The sequence below is a fragment of the Burkholderia anthinoferrum genome (assembly GCF_002925705.1).
GTDB classification, from domain to species: Bacteria; Pseudomonadota; Gammaproteobacteria; order Burkholderiales; family Burkholderiaceae; genus Burkholderia; species Burkholderia semiarida.
The window spans coordinates 36,636-54,294 of sequence record NZ_LFZP01000048.1 but is presented as its reverse complement, the minus strand read 5'-3'; the positions used below and the strand labels follow the sequence as shown (position 1 = coordinate 54,294).

At 69.0% G+C, this 17,659-nt stretch carries 18 protein-coding genes and 1 tRNA gene; 10 read left to right on the top strand and 9 right to left on the bottom strand.

Annotated elements, in window-relative coordinates:
* Positions 1 to 103: 103 nt before the first annotated feature.
* Positions 104 to 382 carry a hypothetical protein gene (locus C5F75_RS18850; protein WP_006480752.1) on the bottom strand — a complete coding sequence of 93 codons (279 nt, stop codon included), beginning with the start codon at positions 380 to 382 and terminating at the stop codon, positions 104 to 106.
* Positions 383 to 1,205: 823 nt separating this feature from the next.
* Here C5F75_RS18850 and C5F75_RS18840 point away from each other — a divergent pair.
* Positions 1,206 to 2,507 (top strand): NCS2 family permease, encoded by a 1,302-nt coding sequence (locus C5F75_RS18840; RefSeq protein ID WP_059584507.1) that lies wholly within the window; start codon positions 1,206 to 1,208, stop codon positions 2,505 to 2,507.
* A gap of 243 nt (positions 2,508 to 2,750) precedes the next feature.
* On the opposite strand, the gene C5F75_RS18835 is transcribed toward C5F75_RS18840, so the two are convergent.
* Together C5F75_RS18835 and C5F75_RS18830 are read right to left on the bottom strand one after the other, a co-directional pair.
* Entirely contained in the window at positions 2,751 to 3,038 is a 288-nt protein-coding gene (locus tag C5F75_RS18835; RefSeq protein WP_006486743.1) for a DUF1488 family protein, read from the bottom strand.
* Positions 3,039 to 3,278: 240 nt separating this feature from the next.
* Complete coding sequence (locus C5F75_RS18830; RefSeq protein WP_226291178.1) at positions 3,279 to 3,554, bottom strand: DUF2964 family protein; 276 nt, start codon at positions 3,552 to 3,554, stop codon at positions 3,279 to 3,281.
* 184 nt (positions 3,555 to 3,738) lie between these two features.
* Between C5F75_RS18830 and C5F75_RS18825 the strand changes: the two genes are divergently transcribed.
* The 7 genes from C5F75_RS18825 (at position 3,739) to C5F75_RS36815 (ending at position 8,448) form a co-directional block, all read left to right on the top strand.
* Positions 3,739 to 5,643, top strand: a complete 1,905-nt coding sequence (locus tag C5F75_RS18825) for a sigma-54-dependent Fis family transcriptional regulator (RefSeq protein WP_104012581.1) — start codon at positions 3,739 to 3,741, stop codon at positions 5,641 to 5,643.
* Positions 5,644 to 5,722: 79 nt separating this feature from the next.
* A complete protein-coding gene (locus tag C5F75_RS18820; protein WP_059584503.1) occupies positions 5,723 to 6,025 on the top strand; it encodes a 2Fe-2S iron-sulfur cluster-binding protein in 303 nt (100 codons plus the stop codon).
* Positions 6,026 to 6,083: 58 nt separating this feature from the next.
* Entirely contained in the window at positions 6,084 to 6,578 is a 495-nt protein-coding gene (locus C5F75_RS18815) for an SRPBCC family protein (protein WP_059585090.1), read from the top strand.
* A 92-nt stretch (positions 6,579 to 6,670) separates the two neighbouring features.
* Positions 6,671 to 7,048: a DUF2946 domain-containing protein gene (locus tag C5F75_RS18810; RefSeq protein WP_099317742.1), complete on the top strand. Its 378-nt coding sequence runs from the start codon at positions 6,671 to 6,673 to the stop codon at positions 7,046 to 7,048.
* 293 nt (positions 7,049 to 7,341) lie between these two features.
* Positions 7,342 to 7,707 carry a copper resistance CopC family protein gene (locus C5F75_RS18800; protein WP_104012580.1) on the top strand — a complete coding sequence of 122 codons (366 nt, stop codon included), beginning with the start codon at positions 7,342 to 7,344 and terminating at the stop codon, positions 7,705 to 7,707.
* Between the two features lie 92 nt (positions 7,708 to 7,799).
* Positions 7,800 to 8,243 (top strand): copper chaperone PCu(A)C, encoded by a 444-nt coding sequence (locus C5F75_RS18795; RefSeq protein ID WP_059584498.1) that lies wholly within the window; start codon positions 7,800 to 7,802, stop codon positions 8,241 to 8,243.
* Positions 8,244 to 8,274: 31 nt separating this feature from the next.
* The gene (locus tag C5F75_RS36815; RefSeq protein WP_167351648.1) at positions 8,275 to 8,448 is read left to right on the top strand and encodes a hypothetical protein; all 174 of its coding nucleotides are present in this window, start codon (positions 8,275 to 8,277) and stop codon (positions 8,446 to 8,448) included.
* A gap of 35 nt (positions 8,449 to 8,483) precedes the next feature.
* On the opposite strand, the gene C5F75_RS18785 is transcribed toward C5F75_RS36815, so the two are convergent.
* Positions 8,484 to 9,797: a leucine-rich repeat-containing protein kinase family protein gene (locus tag C5F75_RS18785; protein ID WP_104012579.1), complete on the bottom strand. Its 1,314-nt coding sequence runs from the start codon at positions 9,795 to 9,797 to the stop codon at positions 8,484 to 8,486.
* Between the two features lie 144 nt (positions 9,798 to 9,941).
* Between C5F75_RS18785 and C5F75_RS18780 the strand changes: the two genes are divergently transcribed.
* Positions 9,942 to 10,026: transfer RNA gene (locus tag C5F75_RS18780), tRNA-Leu, on the top strand.
* A gap of 74 nt (positions 10,027 to 10,100) precedes the next feature.
* Here the strand turns inward: C5F75_RS18780 and C5F75_RS18775 are convergent.
* Positions 10,101 to 10,973: a LysR family transcriptional regulator gene (locus tag C5F75_RS18775; protein ID WP_104012578.1), complete on the bottom strand. Its 873-nt coding sequence runs from the start codon at positions 10,971 to 10,973 to the stop codon at positions 10,101 to 10,103.
* A 139-nt stretch (positions 10,974 to 11,112) separates the two neighbouring features.
* Here C5F75_RS18775 and C5F75_RS18770 point away from each other — a divergent pair, with 139 nt between their 5' ends.
* Positions 11,113 to 12,354, top strand: a complete 1,242-nt coding sequence (locus C5F75_RS18770; RefSeq protein WP_104012577.1) for an MFS transporter — start codon at positions 11,113 to 11,115, stop codon at positions 12,352 to 12,354.
* 73 nt (positions 12,355 to 12,427) lie between these two features.
* On the opposite strand, the gene C5F75_RS18765 is transcribed toward C5F75_RS18770, so the two are convergent.
* Genes C5F75_RS18765 through C5F75_RS18750 form a run of 4 tightly spaced genes read right to left on the bottom strand, consistent with a single transcriptional unit; the run spans position 12,428 to position 17,657 of the window.
* A complete protein-coding gene (locus C5F75_RS18765) occupies positions 12,428 to 13,675 on the bottom strand; it encodes a RhtX/FptX family siderophore transporter (protein WP_099317748.1) in 1,248 nt (415 codons plus the stop codon).
* Positions 13,676 to 13,697: 22 nt separating this feature from the next.
* Positions 13,698 to 15,209, bottom strand: a complete 1,512-nt coding sequence (locus C5F75_RS18760; protein ID WP_104012576.1) for a PepSY-associated TM helix domain-containing protein — start codon at positions 15,207 to 15,209, stop codon at positions 13,698 to 13,700.
* A 1-nt stretch (position 15,210) separates the two neighbouring features.
* Entirely contained in the window at positions 15,211 to 15,474 is a 264-nt protein-coding gene (locus tag C5F75_RS18755; RefSeq protein WP_059640820.1) for a hypothetical protein, read from the bottom strand.
* Positions 15,474 to 17,657 (bottom strand): TonB-dependent siderophore receptor, encoded by a 2,184-nt coding sequence (locus C5F75_RS18750; RefSeq protein ID WP_218828261.1) that lies wholly within the window; start codon positions 17,655 to 17,657, stop codon positions 15,474 to 15,476. Before C5F75_RS18750 ends, C5F75_RS18755 begins: the two co-directional genes overlap by 1 nt.
* Positions 17,658 to 17,659 lie beyond the last annotated feature (2 nt).

Genomic DNA, 17,659 nt, shown 5'->3' with positions numbered 1-17,659 from the left:
CCGCGGCGCAATGCGCCGCGGGTGCGCATCGAAGAACGCGGCACGCCGGTGCGTGCCGCGAGCGATCGCGCGCCATGCGCAACGAGAGGATGCTGCAGGTGCATCAGGTGCTGGCGGCGAGACGCGGGCCCGTGCTTCGTGGAGTGGAATCGAGGTCGGGGCGTTGCGCAGCCTGAGAGGTCACCCACGGATCGATGCCCTGCTTCTGCACCTCTTCGAGGAATGACACACGTGTGCGCCAGTAATCCGCCTGTAATTTCGCATCGATGACGCGCTGTTCGGCTGCGAACAGTTCCATGCGCGCCGTCACGAGCATCGACGCGGCGGTTTTTTCCGGCGTGGGGGCGTGTCGCATCGCCCAACGGCTGATCCAGTTCAACATGCTGACCTCCGTGATTACGGACGAACCCGCATCGGGCAATCGCAATCGGCCGTGCCTGACCGGCCGTGCCTAACCGGCCATGGCTGCCCGAACGCGCAACGGCCTTGACCGCCATTCACCGCCTGGCCTGCACGGACTGCGACTCCCCCGCGTCGGCAATGATCGGCCGGCGTGTGTATGAGCGGTGTATCTATCCTAGAAAGACTTGCCGGTTTACGCGATGGGGTCTTGCATTCTTTTACACAGAAACCACAGTCGCCCCCGCATCGCGAAATGACAGTTGCGGACGGGACGGCTTCGGCGCACGATAACCCGATCCCTGCCGCCGCCTGGACAGACGAATGGCCGCCGCACGCGGTTGCCTGGTCCTGTGTCCGCACCGGCGGCACACGTGCGTTCGTACGAGCGCGCCGCCTGCACCGCATTCGTGCAGCATGCGGGCGCTGCGTTTCAGTCGCATGTCGTCGTGTACCGGCCGCGCGCGACGCCGCCGGCATGCCGTTGCGCACGCATCGGCCGGTTTCGCCCGCCTGCGGGGCGCCCCTTCCGTTCGTTTCCTTCGTTCCCGCCGTTTCGGCCATTTCCGCCGGCCGGTGCCGCATGAACCGGTAAAATGCGCGCCTTCGTCGCGCGGGCGGGCTGCCGGACCGTTTGCGCGCAGGCAACCGATCGTGCCCTCCAACTATATCGTCCGAGCTATCCACGCTATTACAATCCGCCGATAGCCGGACAATAGTGGCTGGTTACAGTTAGCCGGCCGCGCTGCCTGTACAACAATTCGGCACAACAATCAACACGACAACCCGACCGGAGAAACGCCTTCATGGAATCCATCAAGCGGTATTTCGGCTTCGCTGAAGCCGGCACCGATTTCCGCACCGAAATACTCGCGGGCGTCACCACGTTCCTGACGATGGCCTACATCATCTTCGTCAACCCCGCGATCCTCGGCGACGCCGGCATGCCGAAGGAATCCGTGTTCGTCGCGACCTGCCTCGTCGCGGCGCTGGCGTCGATCATCATGGGGCTGTACGCGAACTACCCGATCGCCTGCGCGCCCGGCATGGGCCTGAACGCATATTTCGCGTACACGGTCGTCAAGGGAATGGGCTTCACGTGGCAAGCCGCGCTCGGCGCGGTGTTCATCTCCGGCTGCCTGTTTCTGCTCGTCACGCTGTTCCGCGTGCGCGAGGCGATCGTCAACGGCATTCCGAAATCGCTGCGGATTTCCATTACCGCCGGCATCGGCCTGTTCCTCGGCATCATCTCGCTGAAGACGTCGGGCGTGATCGTCGGCAACCCGGCCACGCTCGTCACGCTCGGCGATCTGCACAAGCACGAGACGATCCTCGCGATCGTCGGCTTCTTCGCGATCGTCACGCTCGACCATCTGCGCGTGCGCGGCGCGATCCTGATCGGCATCATCGGCGTGACGATCCTGTCGTTCTTCTTCGCCGGCAACCAGTTCCACGGCGTGTTCTCGGCGCCGCCGTCGATCGACGCGACGCTGTTCAAGCTCGACATCGGCGCCGCGCTGTCGACCGGCATCATCAACGTGATCCTCGTGTTCTTCCTCGTCGAGCTGTTCGACGCGACGGGCACGCTGATGGGCGTCGCGAATCGCGCGGGCCTGCTCGTCGAAGGCAAGATGAACCGCCTGAACAAGGCGCTGCTCGCCGACAGCACGGCGATCGTCGCGGGCTCGGTGCTCGGCACGTCGTCGACCACCGCGTACATCGAAAGCGCATCGGGCGTGCAGGCCGGCGGCCGCACCGGCGTGACGGCCATCACCGTCGCGGTGCTGTTCCTCGCGTGCCTGTTCATCGCGCCGCTCGCCGGCGTCGTGCCGGGCTACGCAACCGCACCGGCACTGCTCTACGTGTCGTGCCTGATGCTGCGCGAGATGGTCGAGGTGCCGTGGGACGATGCGACGGAAGCCGTGCCGGCCGCGCTGACCGCGCTGCTGATGCCGTTCACGTACTCGATCGCGAACGGCGTCGCGTTCGGCTTCATCGCGTACGGCGGCCTCAAGCTGCTGACGGGCCAGGCGCGCACGGTCAAGCCGATCGTGTGGATCATCGCGGCCGTGTTCCTGTTCCGCTTCTTCTATCTCGGCAGCGAGTAAGCGCGGAACGCACACCGGCGCGACGCACGATGAAAACGCCACCTTCGGGTGGCGTTTTCGTTTTCGCACGATTGCTCTGCGATCCTCATGAATCGACGTGCACGAGCGCGCCGACGCTCGGGCAATCCCGCACGGCCCGCATACGAAAATGCCGCGCGGCCCCGCCGAACGGCATTGCGTGAAGACAATGTCCTCGCGTGCGCCGCGCTCGAGCGCATGCGCCGCCGGACGGGCGTCGTGTCGTCAGCGCCAGTTGGCCTCGTAGAAACGCACGTAGCCGCTGCGCAGCGTCACGCATTGCGCACGCGTTTCCGACAGCAGGCGCCGTGCGGCCGCCTCGATGCGCTCACGGTGCTGATCGAATGCGCCGACCATGTCCTCGAAGCGCGGCGATGCCGCGCCGAAGTGGTCTTCCAGCGCCTCGGCGGTGATCTGGCACTGGACGCGCTCGCCATTGACCAGTGCCGTGAACCCCAGCATCAGGTCACGCCCCGAATACTCCGGCTTCTCGTTCGTGAAATGGATCTGCATGGGCGCCGCCTCGACCGGTAGAAAACGAATGACCGCGTCCGTCGTCCGCTACCGGCCGGACGAAATGCACGCGGGCTCGCCGGCGGAGGCCCCGGCCGCGGAGTGTGGCGCGGTCGATGCATGCCGGTTGAATTCCACTTTAGACGGTTTCGCGCCAGAGACAACAATTTCGGTGTGCGTCGTTCCGACGCGCATTTCGTCTGATCTGCGCGGCATCCGGCACTGTTTCGCCAACGGACGTCAGTGCGGATCGGTCGGCCAGACGTTGAGCGCGATCGCGGCGGTCGTGACGCCCACCGCAATCGCGGCCGCCCCGTATCTCACCGCATCGGTCAGATCGAACAGCAACCCGTGGATCGCCACGGCAATGCCGCCCAGCATGATGAAAGTGGCGATGGCCGCCAGCACGACTCTCAGTTCCGCCCGAACCATGATGCGTCTCCCGAACGGATGCATGTCGCGTCGCATGCATGTTGCACCGCGGAACACGGCGCGCGCGTGCTCCATTTCCATCATTGCAGGCGGGCGCTTAAAAGCAAGGGGATTTTGTTGGCAGTCGCGCATCGCACGTGGCGCTTGTATGATGATGCGTACCCGGACGGACGGCTGGCGCGCCGAATGGTGCGCCGCGAGCGGAGCCGCACTCCGCCGCCGATGCCGATCCGGTTGCCCCGGCGGCCCCGGGAACAGGAGACAAACCATGCCGCAACCCTTCGTGCTGCCCGCCACCGCGGGGCGTACCGACCTGCTCGCGCAGGCGCATGCGCGTTCGACCGCGGTCGGCCTGCGCGCGCACGAACGCCCCGATTTCTCGCCGCTGTCGCGCGTCGCGCTGCGCGAACTGCTCGACACGAATCACACGCTGTTCTCGCACGCGCGACCGGTGATGGAGGACCTCCACGCGCAGATCGCCGATACGCAAAGCCTCGTGCTGCTGACCGACGCCGACGGCGTGATCCTGCACAGCATCGGCGACGCGGACTTCATCGAGAAAGCGAACCGCGTCGCGCTGTGCAACGGCGTGTCGTGGGCCGAAGGCGCGCGCGGCACCAACGCGATCGGCACCGCGCTCGCGTCCGGCCAGGCCGTCGTCGTGCACGGTTCCGAACATTTCCTGCGCGCGAACCATATCCTCACCTGCGCCTGTGCGCCGATCGTCGACCCGTTCGGCCGCACGCTCGGCACGCTCGACGTGAGCGGCGACCCGCGTGGCTCCAGCCCGCATACGCTCGCGCTCGTGCGGATGTCGGCGCAACTGATCGAGAACCACCTGTTCGCGAACCAGTGCGGCGAAGCGCTGCGGCTGCGCTTTCACGCACACGAGGATTGCGTCGATTCGCTGTTCGCAGGGCTCGTCGCATTCGGCGCCGACGGCAGGCTGATCGCCGCGAACCGCAGCGCCCAGTTTCAGCTCGGCGCGTCGTTCGACACCCTGCAGCACCAGGCGAGCGACGCACTGTTCAGCATGCGCTTCGGCGAGCTCGCGCGGCAGGCCGCCCGCGCGCCGGGCGCCACGTTCCGCCTCACGCTGTCGACCGGCGTGCGCGTGCTCGCGCGCTGCGAATTCCCGGAAGCGCAGAAAACGACCGTCGCCGTCACGCCGACCGCGCCGGCCGCACGCATGCGCGCACCGGACCCCGATGCGATCACGTTCGCGACGCTCGACACCGGCGACGCGCGCATGGCCGCCGTGCTCGAACGCGTCGCGAAGATCCGCGGGCGCGACCTCCCGCTGCTGATCCTCGGCCAGACCGGCACCGGCAAGGAATGGCTCGCCCGCGCGCTGCATCAGGCGTCGCCGCGCGCGGACGGCCCGTTCGTCGCGGTCAACTGCGCGGCGCTGCCCGATTCGCTGATCGAGGCCGAGCTGTTCGGCTATGAAGATGGCGCGTTCACCGGCGCACGCAAGCGCGGCAGCCCCGGCAAGATCGCACAGGCCGACGGCGGCACGCTGTTTCTCGACGAGATCGGCGACATGCCGCTCGCGCAGCAGGTGCGGCTGATGCGCGTGCTGCAGGAGCGCGCGGTGATGCCGCTCGGCGGCGCACGCGCGGTGCCGGTCGACGTGCGCGTGGTGTGCGCGACCCATCGCGACCTGCGCGCGATGATCGCGGAGGGCACGTTCCGCGAGGATCTGTTCTACCGGATCAACGGGCTCGCGGTCACGCTGCCGGCGCTCGCGACGCGCACGGACCTGCCCGCGCTCGTCGAACGGATTCTCGCGCGGCTCGCGCGCAGCGAGCCGATGCCGCGCCGCCTCGCGGCCGACGTGCTCGACGCGTTCGCGCGCCACCGCTGGCCCGGCAACCTGCGGCAGATGACCAACGTGCTGCGCACGGCCGGCATGCTCGCCGAAGACGAAGCGGAAATCACGCTCGCGCATTTGCCCGACGATTTCTGGCTCGACTGCGACGATGCGCCGGCTGCGCCGGCGGCAGCCGCATCGGTCCCGCCGGCGGGCAGGCGCGAAGGCACGACGCTGCAGAGCCATCAGGCCGCGATGATCGACGCGGTGCTCGCACGCCATGGCGGCAACGTATCGGCGGCCGCGCGCGAGCTCGGCCTCGCGCGCAATACCGTGTACCGGTATCTGCGGCGGCACTGACACCCGCGGCGGGCGGCCGTCGGCCGCCGGCGGGTTCGGGTATGCTTGGCGCGATGCCGCCGAACCGCCCGCTTCATTCATGACCGATCCAGATCACCCGCCCCTCGTGCGCGTCGACCCGCTCGGCGCAACCTTCGACGCGCCCGATTCGCTGACCGTGCTCGAAGCCGCCGCGTTCGCGCGCGTGTCGCTGCCGCGCTCGTGCCGCAACGGCACGTGCCGAAGCTGCCTTTGCCGGATCGTCAGCGGCAGCGTACGCTATACGATCGAATGGCCGGGGCTCTCCCGCGAGGAAAAGGCCGACGGCTATACGCTGCCGTGCGTGGCCGTCGCGACGTCGGATCTCGTGCTCGACGTGCCCGACGCGGTCATGCTCGACTAGACGCGGCGTGCGCCCGCGCACGTCGTCCTGCAACGCTCGATCCTGCATGGAGAACGTGATGGCCCAGCCAACCGATCGCATCGAAAAACAGACGCTGCTCGCCGCACCGCCCGACCGCGTCTGGGCGGCCGTCAGCGATTCCGACGAATTCGGCCAGTGGTTCGGTGTCGCGTTCGACGGCCCGTTCGAGGCCGGCCAGCCGCTGTTCGGCCGCATCACGCCGACCCGCGTCGACGACGACGTCGCCAAGGCGCAGGAGCCCTACGCTGGCACCGTGTTCGAAATCGTCGTCGATCGTATCGAGCCAAAACGACTGTTCTCGTTTCGCTGGCATCCGTTCGCGATCGATCCGAATGTCGATTACGCGTCCGAGCCGATGACGCTCGTCACGTTCACGCTCGCGGCGCAAGCCGGCGGTACGCTGCTCACGGTCACCGAAACAGGCTTCGACCAGTTGATCGAAGCGCGTCGCGCGACGGCGCGCGACATGAACGACCAGGGCTGGGCCGCGCAGATGACGCTGATCGCGAAGTATCTGGCGAAGCACGCGTAGCGCGCCGCGATGCCGCACGCGCCGACCGACTCGCGAATCGACGTGCGTGGCATAATCGGCTCCATCGTCGTCCACCCGCCGCCGCGCATCGCATGCTGAGTCGTCGTCTCCGGAAGATCGGCAGTCTGATCGGGATGCTCGCCATCCTGATGACGGCGCTCGCGCCGACGATCTCGCAGGCGCTGACCACGCAAGGGCGCGTCGACGCACTGCTGGCCGGCTACTGTTCGGCCGCGCCGGCCGCTGGTGACCGCTCCGCCGACGCGTCGACGAAAAATCTGCAGGCCCATCTCCAAGCATGCGGCTACTGCAGCCTGCTTGCCCATACGCCCGCGCTGCCCGCGCCCGAGTTGACGTTCGCGGCCCACGTGCACGCGATCGAGCATCGCGCGGCAACCCGCTTCGAAAGCCTGCGCCGCGCGCTGCCGCTCACGGCCGCGCAACCGCGCGCTCCGCCGTTCCCGTCCTGATCCGTCGTCATTGCGCGTGATGCCGCAGCGCATCGCGCAGCCCGCGCACGCCGCCTGCGTGCGCGACATGTCACGTTTCGAAGGACGATCATCATGTGTCACCCTGCTGCGCGCGGCGTCGTGCCGGGCGCATGGTTGGCCGTCTGTGGCCCGGATGGCCGCGCCTGCATTCGCGCGCATGCGAATGTCCGGCCGCGCACGTCCGTACCGACCGCCACCGGCCGCGATGCCGCGCGCGCAGCCGTCCGTCGAATCCGTCTGTTCCATCCGATTCGTCACTCGCTCATCCACCCATGAAAACCGCCACTTTCGCTCGCGGCGCACTCGCCGCGCTCGGCTTCGTCATCATCCACGCCGCCCATGCGCATGCGCTTCCGAAAACGCAGGACCCGGCCCCCGACGCCACGCTGTCGAGCGCGCCGCACGCGGTCACGATCGATTTTGGCGAGACGCTCGAGCCGGCGTTCAGCTCGATCGCCGTGACCGACAGCCACGGGCAGTCGGTCGTCGACGGGAAGTCGGCCGTCGATGGCGGCAACCGGAAGCGGATGCGCGTCGCGCTGACGAGCCTGAAGCCCGGCACCTACACCGTCGCGTGGATCGCGGTGGCCAGCGACGGCCATCGCACGCACGGCCGCTACGCATTCACGCTGAAGTAACGCATGTCACCCACGCGATGCGCGTCGGCGCTCGATGCCGGGCGCATTCGCATCGATGCCCTCGGCATCGCACCCGACAAGGAGAACACACGATGAAACACTCGATTCCGACCGGCCTGCTCGCGGCGCTGGCGCTGCACGCGTCCGCCACGTTCGCCGCGCCGGCCATCCAGGCCGACGCCTGCTGGATCCGCACGATGCCGGCGACCGTACCGTCCTCCGGCTACTTCACGCTGAAGAACGACGGCGACGCGCCCGCGACGCTGACCGGTATCGACACGCCCGCATACGGGATGGCGATGGTGCATGAAACGCGGACGAGCGGCAGCACCGCGAAGATGGTTCACGTCGACTCGGTGGTCGTACCCGCGCACGGCACGCTGACGTTCAAGCCGAAGAGCTATCACGTGATGCTGGAGGAGCCGCGCCAGGCCGTCGCGCCTGGCGCGAAGGTGCCGGTCCGGCTGCATTTCGCGGACGGCTCGACCGTGTCCGTGACCTGCGACGCGAAGGCGCCGACCTACGCCGGCCAGTAACGCCGCCGGCTCACGACGGAAGGAGATGCTGATGAAAAACCGCTTGCCGCTGGCCGACCTGATCGTCCGCTACCGGACGCCGCTGAATGTCGCGGTACTGATCGCCTGTGGGTCATGGGCCGCGTGGATCGCGTGGATGACGCGGCCTGCCGCCATCGATACGCCACCGCCGATTCCCGCGTACTGCATGCGCGACGCGCGCTGACGCGCGGCGCGGCACGCGTAAGCCGGCGCCCTCCGTCAGCGCATCCGAGCGGCCAGCGCGGCCGTGATCTCGTCGAACGACGGCCGCGCATCGACGTCCTCGTTCACGCACGCCGCCGCCAGCGCGTCGAGCGCGCCGGTGCGCGATTCGCAGCGTTCGAGCAATTCGCCGAGCAGATAGCCGAACGCGCGCACTTCGAGCCGCTCGAACCTTGCGCCGCGCGTGCGCTCGTTCACGTCGTACAGCGAAGCCGCCCCGAAATCCCCGAGCAGCGCGCCGCCCGCGCCGTCGTGCAGGATGTTGTGCGCATACAAGTCGCCATGCATGATGCCGCGCGCGTGCAGATGGCCGGCCGCCGACGCGATGCCGTGCGCGATCCGCAACGCTTGCGCCGGATCGAATGTCGCATCGGCGGCATAGACGTCGCGCGTGCACGACGCGAAGCTCGGCGGCCCGGCGAGGTTCGTCAGCGCAGGATCGACCCGCTCCATCACGAGGCCGTGCGTGCCGTCCGGATGCCCGCGCACCTTGCCGATCACCGGAATCAGGTTCGGGTGGCGGCCGGCATGCAGGCACGCGGCCATTTCGCAATCGGGCAGGCCGTCGCTCGTCACCGCACCCTTGAACAGCTTCACCGCGACCGTCCGCGGCGGATGGCCGTCCGCACGCCATTGCGCGCGGTAAATGACACCCGACGCGCCCTCGCCCAGTTTCTGTTCGCACGACAGCGCGGCCCAGTCGATCTCCGCGACGTCCGGCCCGGCGGACGCCGCGGCCTCCGGCGCCGCGCCGAACGGATTGCCGGCCACCGCAAGCCATGCGAGACGCGGCAGGCGCGGCAGCCAGTCGGGCAACGCATCGAGCCGGTTCGCCGACAGGCGCACCAGCTCCAGCGCGCGGCAGGCGGCCATTTCCACGGGTAGCGCACGCAACTGGTTGCCGGCCAGCATGAGCTTCTGCAAGCGCGCACAGTCGCCGATATCGGCCGGCAGTTCGTCGATCGCGTTGTCGGTCAGGATCAGCCAGCGCAGCGCACGCGGCAGCGCGCCGCGCGGCACGGTGCGGATCCGGTTCGCCTTGAAGCCGATCATGTCGAGCTGGTCGCACGCGCCGAGCACGTCGGGGAACGCGGTAAAGCGGTTGCCCGACGCGAACAGGATGCGCAGCCGATGCAGCCGCGGCAGGTCGTCCGGCAGCGCGGACAGCGCATTGCCGGTCAGGTCGAGCACTTCGAGCGTATCGGCCAGATCGAAGATCTCGCGCGGAAATTCGGTCAGTCCGCACGCGAGCTTCAGTTGCCGCGCGCCCGACAGTTGTCCGGCCTGCAGTTGTTCGAGGGTGTGGGTCACGGGGAGAAAAACGGGTGGCGGTTGCGGGGACCCGTCGGGTCGATCGGACGAATTCTACCGGGATCGATCGGGCGCCCGTACACGACCTCGTCATACCCCCTTCACAAACGCGCGATGTGACGTTAGAATTGCGCCCCTTGCAGTGCCGACGTGGTGAAATTGGTAGACACGCTATCTTGAGGGGGTAGTGGCGAAAGCTGTGCGAGTTCGAGTCTCGCCGTCGGCACCAGATGCGTTTTCCTCGCATTCCCGCATTTCCGAAACCCGCGACAGCACTTGGCTTCGCGGGTTTTTTGTTGCCCGCTACGCGAGCAGCAGAAAATTCCGCACCACCGCGGAGGGCTCGTCGCAGCGCGACGCAATGGCGAGCCTCGCGCGAAACCGGTTGCCCGCGAACGGCCGGTATACGACCCCGGGCACCTGCACCTGCGTAATCGCCTTCGGCACGACCGACACGCCGAGGCCAGCCGCCACCAGCGTCACCGCGGACGCGATCTGCGGCGCCGGTTGCCCCATGCGCGGCTCGAACCCGGCAGCCTTGCACGCCGCGACGATATCGTCGAACAGCGCGGCGCCGGCCGCGCGCGGCACCTGCACGAACGACTCGTCGGCGAGTTCCGCCAGTTCGATGCGCCGCCGCTGCGCCAGCCGGTGCGCGACGGGCAGCGCGACGAACATCGGCTCCTCGTCCCAATCGGATACCCGCAGCGTCGCGGCGACACGGCGCTCCGGCCGCACGATCGCGACGTCGAGGCGCCCGGCCTCCAGCGCCTCCAGCAGCACGCCCGACGTCGCTTCCTGCAACGTCAGTTCCGCATCCGGAAACGCCTCGCGAAAGCGGCGAATCAGATCCGACACTTTCGGATTGAACGCGGCCGTCCCGGTGAAGCCGACGCGCAGATGGCCGGTTTCCCCGCGCGCGGCGCGCCGGGCCGCCCGTGCCGCGCGTTCGGCATCGTCGAGCACGCGCCGCGCCTCTTCCGCGAAAACTTCGCCCGCCAGCGTCAGCTCGGCGCCGCGCGCGGTGCGTTTGAACAGTTCCACGCCGAGCTCGTTCTCGAGCGCCTTGATCTGCTGGCTCAACGGCGGCTGGCCGATGCCGAGCGCTTCGGCGGCCTTCGTGAAATTCGACGCGGCCGCGACGGCCAGAAAGTAGCGCAGATGCCGGAGTTCCATGCGTGACGTGACCTCGCGATGAGTCGGGCTGGCCGGTCAGCCAGTGTTAAAACATATTGCTGCGGTTCATTTCATATATTGGACATATATATGACCGTGCGCAAGAATTCGTGTATTCCGTCGCACATCGAGTGCCCTCATGTCCTCCGCTTCGATTTCCCGCTCCATGCCCGGCACGCAGAACACCACGCCCGATGCGCTGCCGGCCGGCGTGTCCCCGCGCTCGGCCGCGTACAAGCGCATCGCGTTCGCGCTGTTCCTCGCCGGCTTTGCCACCTTCTCGCTGCTGTACTGCGTGCAGCCGCTGCTTCCCGCGTTCGCCCGCGAATTCAACGTCGGCGCGGCGTCGAGTTCGCTGTCGCTGTCGCTGTCTACCGGAATGCTCGCGGTGTCGATCCTGTGCGCGGGCGCGCTGTCCGAACGGGTCGGGCGGCGCGGGCTGATGTTCGCGTCGATGACGCTGGCCGCGCTGTTCAACCTGCTCGCCGCGTGGTCGCCAAGCTGGCACCTGCTGCTGCTCTGCCGTGCGCTCGAAGGCTTCGCGCTCGGCGGCGTGCCGGCGGTGGCGATGGCCTATCTCGCGGAAGAAATCGCCGCCGACGGGCTCGGCCTGTCGATGGGGCTCTATGTCGGCGGCACCGCGTTCGGCGGCATGATCGGACGGATCGGGATGAGCGCGCTCGAGGAGCACTTCTCGTGGCGCACGGCGATGCTGTCGATCGGCGTCGTCGATCTGCTCGCGGCGCTCGCATTCGTGATGCTGCTGCCGGCGTCGCGACGCTTCGTGAAGCGCACCGACCTGACGCTGCGTCACCACCTGCGGCTGTGGCACGCGCAATTGCGCCACGCACGCCTGCCGTTCGTGTTCTCGATCGGCTTCCTCGTGATGGGCGCGTTCGTGACGATCTACAACTACGCCGGATTCCGGCTCATGGCCGCGCCGTTCAACCTGAGCCCGACCGCGTGCGGGCTGATCTTCGGCGCGTACCTGTTCGGCATGGTGTCGTCATCGAGCGCCGGCGCGCTCGCCGATCGCCTCGGGCGCGCGCCGGTGCTGGCGAGCGGCATCGTCGTGTTCGCGGCGGGCCTCGCGCTGACGCTGTCGCATTCGCTCGTCGCGATCGTCGTCGGCATCGTGCTCGTGACGATCGGCTTCTTCGTCGCCCATTCGGTGGCGAGCGGCTGGGTCGGCGCGCTCGCGGGCGCCGCGAAGGGGCATGCGGCTTCGCTGTATCTGCTCGCCTACTATGTCGGGTCGAGCGTGCTCGGCTCGGTCGGCGGCGCGTTCTGGCAACACGGCGCGTGGGCGGGTGTCGCCGCGTATGTCGCGGTGCTGCTCGTCATCGCATTGCTGGCGGCGCGGCGCTTGAGCCGCGCTTGAGCCACACGCGATGTGGCGCACTACGGCACGGTGCGCACCCCGCACCCCGCACCGTGCGCCGGCCGCGCAGCCGTCACGACACCAGCGCATCGTCCCCCTTCATCGCATACGCGGCCTCGCGCCGCCGCAGCTTCATCGCGATCAGCGCCGCCAGCACCGCCAGCGCGACGCCGGTGAGAAACCCGCCCGTATAACCGACCTTCGCGGTCAGCGACAGGATCGTCGACGACGCGATCAGCTCGCCGAGATCGCGCGTGCTCTGCACGGCCGTCACGTCGGTGCCGGCCTGATCGCTGCCGCCCGCGAAGCGCATGCCGGCCGTCATGATCGACACGGACGTGATGCCCGTCGCCAGCGAGCCGAGCACCGTGCAGAGCCATGCCCACGACGGCGACACCGGCAGCCACCCGCTCGCCTGCGCGAACCACAGCAGCGCCGCCGCGCCCGCGCAGCTCACGCCGGCCGTAAACGCGCGCCACAGGCCGAGCGCCCTGACGAGCCACGCGCCGCCGCCGCAACCGAGCACGACCGTCACGACACCGCCGGCCATCCCGAGTTTGCCGATCGCGTCGAGCGACCAGCCCGCGTCGTTGAGGAACAGCTTCGACAGGCCGAAGCCCGATACGGCCGTCATCGCCGACAGCAGCGCGAGCGACAGCAGCGACCACGAGCGCGGCCGCTTCGCGAAGCGCACGAGGCTCGCCGCGTGTTCGGGCCGGGCGCGGGCACGATCCGCGTCGCGCGGCAAGAGCCACAGCACGCAGACGAGGCTCGCGAGCGGGACGGCCGCCAGCGCGAGAAACGCGGTTGACTGGCCGAACAGGCCGATCAGCGTCAACGTGCCCGCGCCGCCGCCGAAGAAGCCGATCATCACGCCCGCGATCTGGATCGCGTTGATCCTCGCGAGCGTGTCGCCGCTGAAATGCTCGGCGGCCATGCCGTCGTTCGCGATGTCCTGCGTCGCGCTCGCGAACGACGCGACGGCCAGCAGCCCGACCGCCCAGCCCGCCGTCGCGACCGTCATCCCGATCTGCGCGAGGCTGACGAGACACAGCACGACGATCGTCTGCATCGGTAGCATCCAGCTGCGCCGGCGGCCGATGCGGGGCGACCAGCGGTTGTCGACGACGGGCGCCCACAGGAATTTCACGACCCACGGCAGGCCGACGAGCGGCAGAAACGCGAGTGCGTGAAGCGGCGCGCCGTCGTGGCGCAGCAGCGTCGGCATCGCGTCCATCGCGATGCCGATCGGGATGCCCTGTGACAGGTACAGCAGCGTGATCGTGATGACCAGGCGGCGATGTTCGAGCAGATCGCGCATCGGAGTCTCCAGTTGCATGAGGTTAAAAAGGTTCGGCGCCGGCCGGCATGCGCGCCGGCTGCATCGCGTCGCGCCGCGGACGGCGCGCCGCCCGCAGCAGCAACGCGCCGAATGCGACGAGCGCCAGGTCGATCGGCCAGTACACGAGTCTGCCCACGCCCAGCAGCGCGAGCGCGCAATGGGTCGCGCCGGCGAGCGCGTAGGCGGCGCCGGCCGCACGCATCAGCACACGCAGCCATGCCGCGCGATCGGCGACACAGGCGGCGAGCGCAATCGCGCCGCCCCACACGGCCCAGAACAGCAGCGCGAGCGCATGATCGACGTGCACGCCGTCGGGCAACGCACGACCGGCGAACAGCAGCGCGCCGCCGGCGAGCACGAGCCCGCCGCACACACCGACCGCGGCGGCAGCCAGCACGTGCGCCGAGCGATCGCGCGGCGCACGCCGCCGCTCGATCCACAGATGCAGCCCCGTCGCGCACAGCGCACACGCGGCGAGCCCCATCAGGAAATGCAGCACGCGCAGCACTCCACCCGCCGCACCGACCCAGCCGTATTGCGCGAAATGCAGCGGCTGTACCGCGATGAACGCGCGCAGCCAGAAGCCGCGGCCGCGCGACGTCGCATCGGCGAGCCATTGCCCGTCCGTCGCGCGGTACAGGTGGCGCTCGAACACGGCCGTGCTCGGCAGGCCCGCGCTCGTGCCGGCGATCTCGACGCGCGCATTCGCATCGCCCCAGCGATGCAGCACGACGGCTTCGGGCCGAAAATCCGGCCGGCGTGCCGCGTCGCGCCGCAACAGCGCATCGAGATCGGGCGCATGCCGCCACGGGCCGCCGGCCTCGACGGGCGGCGGCCCGCCGAGCAATTCGGCGAACGCACGCTGCGGCTGCCCCGGATACGCGATGCCCGCGAGCGACACCGTGCCGAGCGCGCCGAGCCCCGACAACGCGCCGGTGAACGCGAACAGCACGAGCCACGGCATTCCCCACAGGCCGATCCACGCGTGCAGGTCGAACAGCGCGACGCGCAAGCCGTTGCCGCGCCGGATGCGCGCCGCGTCGGGCCAGCGCTTGCGATGCACGACGACGCCCGCGACGATGAGCACGAGCAGCACGATGCCCCACAGGCTGACGAAGATGCGCCCGGGGAAACCGGCGAACAACGTCTTGTGCAGCGTGACGATCACGGTCGCCCGCCCCGTATCGGGCAGCGGCGCGCCGGTCGCCGGATCGAGCGCGAGCGTGCATGTCTGGCGCGCGTCGCAGAAGCGGATGGCCGGATCGTCCGGCCGCGGCAGCACGATGCGCGCGTCGCGCAACGCCACGCCGAGCGCCGCCGCGCGCGCGACGAGCGCATCGAGCGGCAGCGTCGGCCGTGCGACGGCGACCGATGGCGGCCGCCACCAGCCCTGCATCGAATCGAACGCGAGACTCCAGGTGCCGCTGAACAGCACGACGAACAGCACCACGCCGAACAGCGCGCCGGCGCCGCGATGCAGCGCGCGCCAGCGCGAACGCGACGACGCGTCCATGTCAGCGCCCTCCCCAGATCACCGCGCACGGCACGAGCACCGCGAGCCACGCACCCGCACGCCACGCGGCCTGCCGCCAGCCGGGAGCGACGAGCACCCACAGCAGCGCGGCGACGCTCGCCACGAGCGTCATCAACACGGCCGCATAGAGCCGGTTCAGGCCGTCGCCGGGGTAATGACGGGCCAGCGTCACCGCGAGCGCGGCCGCACCCGGCAGCACGCCGCCGATCGCGATCGCCGCCCGCGCGCCCCAGCCGGACGCCATCAGAATTGGCCGCGCACGGTCAGCATCACGTTGCGCGGTTCCCCGTAACGGTTGTTCCAGCCCGGCTGGCTCAGGCTCAGGTAGTAGTTCCGGTCGAACAGGTTGTTGACGTTGAGCGCGGCGCTCCAGTGCTTGTCGTAGCGGTAGCCGAGCCGCACGCTCGCGAGCGCGTAGCCGCCCTGGCGCATCGTGACGCCGTTCGCCTGCGCCGAATAACTGCTCTGCACCTGCACGCCGCCGCCGATGCTCCAGCGCCGCTCCTGCCAAGGCAGGTCGTAGTTGGTCCACAGCCGGAACAGGTGGCGCGGGTTCAGCAGCGGCGCGAACGTGCCCGCGTTCGCGAGGTTGTCCGCATAACGCATCGTGTCGTACGTGTAGCTCGCCCATACGCTCCACCACGGCGTGATGCGGCCGTTCGCCTCGAATTCGAAGCCCTGGCTGCGCACGCTGCCGCCGTTCACGTAATAGCAGCTCGGCCCCGCGCACGGATGCGCGAGATCGACCTGCGGGTTGTTGTCGAGATCGATGCGGAACGCCGCGAGCGACACGTCGAGCTTGCCGCCCGCCAGTTCGCCCTTCACGCCGGTTTCATAGGTGCGCCCCTTCACCGGCGTCAGGATGCCGCCGCCCCACATCGACTTGGTCTGCGGCTGAAACACCTCCGCATAGCTCGCGTACCACGACCAGTCGCGCGCGAAATCCCAGATCAGCCCGCCGTACGGCGTGAACTGGTGGCCGGTGTTGTAGTGCGCGCCGAGACTGTCCTGGTTCCACCAGCTCATCCGGCCGCCGAGCACGAGCGTCACCGGTTCCGCGAGCTTGATGCGGCCGAGCCCGTAGACGCCCTTCTGCGAAATGTCGTTCTGCTGCGACTGCTGGTACGGCCCGATGCCGGGCTCGGGCACGCTGCTCGGGTTCCAGCGGTACACGTTCACCGGCGTGCCGGCCACGTTGCCGAGCAGCGGCGCCGTCATCTGCCCGCTGCTGCTGTTCGCATACGTGATGCCGAACAGCAGGTCGTGCGTGAGCCCGAACGCATGCACGGGGCCCTGCACGTTCGCATCGACGCTGCGGCTGTAGCTGCTGAACCGGTACGCGGCGCCGGTCAGCCGGCCGCCGGCGCCCGTCGCCGGATCGATCGCCCCGAACGAACCCGCGTACTTCAGGTCCGAGCGCACGCTCTGGTATTCGCCGCTGACCTTCGCCTTCCAGCCGGCGCCGAGCTTCTGTTCGACCGACGCGAACGCGCGCGTCGTGTCCCAGTTGAAGCGGCCCCACGCGGTGTCGAGGAACGTCGAGCGCGACAGGCCGAGGCTCGACCCGTCGCGCGCCATCGGCACGCCGGACATGTCGGGCACCGACGACGTCGTCTGGTACTGCGCGCCGAACGTGAGCAGCGTGTCGCGCGTCACGTCGACTTCGGTGACGCCGTAGATCGAACGCGTGTCCTGCTTCGCGTGGTCGTAGAAGAAGTGGCGATCCTCGTACGCGGCGACGAGCCGGCTGCGCACGGTGCCGGCCGCATTGAGCGGGCCGCCGATGTCGGCTTCCGCGCGATAGCGGTCCCAACTGCCGACGCTCGCGGTCGCATGCGCGGAGAACTGGTATTGCGGACGCTTGCGCACGAGGTTGACGGTCGCGGCCGGATTGCCCGAGCCGTGCAGCAGCCCGTTCGCGCCGCGCAGGATTTCCACGCGCTCGTACACCGAGATGTCCTGCGGCGCGCTCGCCATGTCGCCGATCACGACCGGCACGCCGTCGAATTCGAACGAATCGACCTTGAAGCCGCGAACGAAGTACGCGGTGGTGAGCAGCACGTAAGGCTGAACGGTCACGCCGGCCGACTGCTGCATCACCTCGTCGAGCGAGAACAGGTTCTGCTGGTCGATCCGCTCGCGCGTGGTCACACTGACCGACTGCGGAATCTCGCGCAGCGCGAGCGGCATCTTGCCGACTGTCGCCACCGACGGATCGTCGGCCACGCCCCGCGACGCGTTCACCGCAATCGCCTTCAGCTCGCCCGCAGCGGGCGGCGCGGCGCCCGCCTCCTCCTTGCGAACTTCCGCGCCGCCCGCCGGCGCCGCATCGGCGAACGCGGCCGCCGGGTGCGCGGCGATCAGCAGGCCGAGATACAGCGACGGACGCCAGCGCCCGAAACGGGCGACACGCGCGCCCTTCATCATCG